The following is a 4,610-nucleotide window of genomic DNA, read 5'->3' on the forward strand; positions in this document are numbered from 1 at the left end:
GCGGAGTGCTGGACGTCGGGGGTTATCGGGCGCTGCGGCGCGCCGGGAACGCGGCCCTGGTGTGGGCGGGTGCGGCGGCGTTGCTGGTGCCGCTGACGTTGTCGGACACCACCGGGCAACCGCTGCAGAATTCGTTGCGGCCCGAGCAGGTCTGGCGTGCCGCGGACAAGGTCGATGTCGCCGGGTCGTGGCGGTTCACCGTGTTCATGGTGGTGGTGCTGGCCATCGGCTGCCGGATCGCGCTGCGCTGGGGCTGGACGCCGGTGCTGCTGTGGTTGTCGGTGCTGTCGCTGCTGCCGGTGGCGCTGACCGGTCACTCGTCCTCCGGCGGCGCGCACGACCTCGCCACCAACAGTCTGATCCTGCACCTGCTTTCGGCGTGTTGCTGGGTGGGCGGACTGTTCGCGGTGCTCGCCTACGCGCTGCGGGACGGTAAGTACACGGCGCTGGCGGTCAAACGATTCTCGAAAGTGGCGACCGTCTCGTTCGTGGTGATCGCGATCAGCGGTGTGATCAACGCCTATGTGCGGGTGCCGTTGTCGCAGCTGTTCGACACCACCTACGGCAAGCTGGTGCTCGCCAAGACCACCGCGCTGATCATTCTCGGCGTCATCGGATTCCTGCAACGCCGCCGCGCGATCCCGGATCTGGAGAAGGACCCGCGGGATCGCGGCGCGCTCATCCGCTTCGCGGGCGTCGAGGCGCTGGTGTTCGCCGCGACCGTGGGCCTCGCGGTCGGCCTGGGCCGCACCCCGCCGCCGGATCTCGGCACCGTGCCCACCCCGACCGAGGTCGAGATCGGCTACAACCTGGCGGGTCCGCCGACCGTGGCGCGCCTGGCCTTCGACTGGCGCTTCGATCTGATCTTCGGCACCCTCGCGCTCGTGCTGGCCGCGCTCTACGCGGTGGGCGTGCGGCGATTGCGCCGGCGCGGTGACGCGTGGCCGGTCGGGCGGACCATCGCCTGGATGGCCGGATGCGCGACGCTGCTGATCGCGACCAGTTCCGGTGTCGGGCGATACGCCCCGGCCATGTTCAGTGTGCACATGGCACAGCACATGATGCTGTCGATGCTCGCGCCGATCCTGTTCGCGCTGGGCGGCCCGGTGCTGCTGTCGCTGCGGGCAATTCAACCGGCCGGTCGGGACGCTCCGCCCGGACCGCGCGAATGGATCCTGGCGGCCGTGCACAACCCGGTGTCGCGCTTCATGACCCAGCCCGTGATCGCGGCGGTGTTCTTCGTGGCCGGGTTCTACGCGTTGTATCTGGGCGGCATCTTCGACAAGTTCGTGGGCACGCACGGCGCGCACCTGTTCATGAACGTGCACTTCCTGCTCAGCGGCTACCTCTTCTATTGGGTGGTGATCGGCATCGATCCCAAGCCGCGCCCGGTGGAGCCGCTGACCAAGCTGGGCATGGTGTTCGGTTCGCTGCCGTTCCACGCCTTCTTCGGCATCGCGTTGATGAGCATGGACACCGTGCTGGGCGGTTGGTTCTATCGGAGTCTCGCCCTGGGCTGGAACAGCGACCTGCTCTCCGATCAGCACACCGGCGGTAGCCTCGCGTGGGCCAGTGGTGAGATACCGCTGGTGGTGGTGATGCTCGCGCTGCTCATCCAGTGGTCGCGCAGCGACACTCGCCTGGCGAACCGGATCGACCGCAAGGCCGAACGTGACGACGACGCGGACCTGTCCGCCTACAACGCCATGTTCGCCGAGCTCGCCCGGCGTGACGGAGAGGTGCGCAAGTGAACGACGTCGCCATGGCGACCCGGAAAGTCAAGCGGCTCTACCGATCCGACGTGCGGCAGGCCCGGCGGCTGTTGCGCGGGCACACCCGCAAGACCCCCGTGTTCCACACCGACATCCAGGGCCCGCACGGGCCGGTGCCGGTGACGCTCAAACTCGAACATCTGCAGCACGGCGGCACTTTCAAGGTGCGCGGCTGTCTCAACGCGCTGTTGCAGGCGCGCGGTGGCAAGACCAGCGTGGTGCTGGCCTCGGCCGGGAATGCCGGGATCGCGGCGGCGCTGGCCAGCGCGCTGCGCGGAATGTCGTGCACCGTGGTGGTTCCCGAGTCGGCCTCGCACACCAAGGTGGCGGCCATGTGGTCGCACGGGGCCGAAGTGCTGTGGCACGGAACGACTTACGCCGAAGCGCACAAGTACGCGCGGCAGCTGGCGGCCGAGCGTGACGCCATGGCGCTGCACGCCTACGACCTGCCGGAGATCGTGACCGGGGCCGGTGTCATCGGGCTCGAGATCGAGGAGCAGGTGCGCGGGCGGCCGCCGGTGCTGGTCGCGGTCGGCGGCGGCGGACTGGTCGCGGGGGTCGCGGTGGCGCTGGGACTGCGCGGCCGGGTGATCGGGGTCGAGCCGCAGGGCGCGCCGACGCTGCACGCGGCGCTGGCCGCGGGGCATCCGGTCGACGTGGATGTCGCCAGCGTGGCCTCGGATGCGTTGGGCGCGAACCGGATCGGCGATATCGCCATGGAGGTGGCGCTGCGCTACGGGGTGCGGTCCATCCTGGTCGACGACGACGCCATCGTGATGGCGCGGGAGTATCTGTGGCGGGAGTTCCGCATCGTGGTGGAGCCGGCGGGGGCGACGGCGGTGGCGGCGATCCAGAGCGGGGCGTACGTGCCCGCGCCGGGGGAGCGGCCGGTCATCGTATTGTGCGGGGCCAATACCGATCTCGCGACGCTGTAGGACTTCGACGCCGCGGTTGTCCACAGGCCGCGTGTTGTCCACACTCGCCGTGGCGGGGCTGTCGCCGAGCTTGCCGGCCGACGATGCTGGAAGGCGTCGGAAATCAGTTGCTCGAATCGGCAAGGGGGAGTGCAATGTACGAGGCGAACACCGCGGTCATCGGCCGGATCGTCACCCATCCGGTGCGGCGCGTGATGCAGAACGGGGACCATGTCCTGAGCTTCCGGTTGGCCAGCACCGCCCGCCGCTACGATCAGGGCGCCGGCGACTGGGTCGACGGAGGCACCCTGTACCTCACCGTAAGCTGTTGGCGACGGGGGATCGTCGAAGGAGTCGAAGCGTCGTTGCAGCGAGGTGATCCGATCATCGCGTACGGGCAGCTGCGCTCGAACGAGTACACCACCCGAGATGGCGCGGAGCGCACCGACCTCGAGATGCGGGCCCTCGCAGTGGGTCCCGACCTTGGTCGGTGCACCGCCCCGGTGGTGCGCAAATCCTTCGGTCGAACCGACCGGACCGACCCCGTTCAACGGCCGTCCGTGGATGCGGACACTGCCGGAGAACCCGCTACTACACACAGTTAGGCTTGCCGATATGGCTGAGTTCATTTACCAGATGGTGAAGGTGCGAAAGGCGCATGGCGACAAGGTCGTGCTCGACAATGTGACCTTGAACTTCCTTCCCGGCGCCAAGATCGGTGTCGTCGGCCCGAACGGCGCGGGTAAGTCCAGTGTGCTGAAGATCATGGCGGGACTGGACCAGCCGAACAACGGTGACGCCTGGCTCGCGCCCGGCGCGACGGTCGGCATCCTGCAGCAGGAGCCGCCGCTGAACGAAGAGAAGACCGTGCGCGGCAACGTCGAGGAGGGCCTCGGCGAGATCAAGGTGAAGCTGGACCGCTTCAACGAGATCGCCGAGCTGATGGCGACGGATTACTCCGACGAGCTCATGGAGGAGATGGGCAAGCTCCAGGAGGATCTCGATCACGCCGACGCGTGGGATATCGACTCCCAGCTCGAGCAGGCGATGGACGCGCTGCGCTGCCCGCCGCCGGACGAGCCGGTCACCAACCTCTCCGGTGGTGAGCGCCGCCGCGTCGCCCTGTGCAAGCTGCTGCTGGCCAAGCCCGACCTGCTGCTGCTCGACGAGCCCACCAACCACCTCGACGCCGAGTCGGTGCTGTGGCTCGAGCAGTTCCTCGCCTCCTACCCGGGCGCCGTCCTGGCCGTCACCCACGACCGGTACTTCCTCGACAATGTGGCCGAGTGGATCCTCGAGCTCGACCGCGGCCGCACCTTCCCCTACGAGGGCAACTACTCCACCTACCTGGAGAAGAAGGCCGAGCGCCTCGAGGTGCAGGGCAAGAAGGACCAGAAGCTGCAGAAGCGCCTCAAGGAGGAGCTGGCCTGGGTCCGCTCCGGCGCGAAGGCGCGGCAGGCCAAGAACAAGGCGCGTCTGGGTCGCTACGAGGAAATGGCCGCCGAGGCCGAGAAGATGCGCAAGTTGGACTTCGAGGAGATCCAGATCCCCGCGGGTCCGCGCCTGGGCAATGTGGTCGTCGAGGTCGAGAACCTGGACAAGGGCTTCGGCGATCGCCAGCTGATCAAGGATCTGTCGTTCACCCTGCCGCGCAACGGCATTGTCGGCGTCATCGGCCCGAACGGTGTCGGTAAGTCGACGCTGTTCAAGACGATCGTCGGCCTGGAGAACGCGGACAGCGGCAATGTCCGCGTCGGCGACACGGTCAAGCTGAGCTATGTCGACCAGAACCGCGCCGGCATCGACCCGAACAAGAACGTCTGGCAGGTGGTCTCCGACGGCCTGGACTTCATCCAGGTCGGCAATGTGGAAATGCCCTCCCGCGCTTACGTTTCCGCGTTCGGCTTCAAGGGCCCGGATCAGC

At 67.9% G+C, this 4,610-nt stretch carries 4 protein-coding genes; all 4 read left to right on the forward strand.

Annotated elements, in window-relative coordinates:
• On the forward strand, positions 1–1,751 hold a 1,751-nt coding region (locus ACWELQ_RS38705; protein WP_452401975.1), incomplete at its 5' end, for a cytochrome c oxidase assembly protein.
• Positions 1,752–1,762: 11 nt separating this feature from the next.
• Positions 1,763–2,707, forward strand: coding sequence for a threonine/serine dehydratase (locus tag ACWELQ_RS38710; protein WP_452401978.1), 945 nt, complete (start codon positions 1,763–1,765; stop codon positions 2,705–2,707).
• Positions 2,708–2,841: 134 nt separating this feature from the next.
• On the forward strand, positions 2,842–3,291 hold the full coding sequence (locus tag ACWELQ_RS38715) for a single-stranded DNA-binding protein (protein ID WP_452401976.1): 450 nt from the start codon (positions 2,842–2,844) through the stop codon (positions 3,289–3,291).
• A 10-nt stretch (positions 3,292–3,301) separates the two neighbouring features.
• Positions 3,302–4,610, forward strand: a 1,309-nt coding sequence (gene ettA / locus ACWELQ_RS38720; protein WP_452401977.1) for an energy-dependent translational throttle protein EttA, incomplete at its 3' end; no start/stop codon positions are given.

It is taken from the genome of Nocardia sp. NPDC004722 (genome assembly GCF_053601505.1).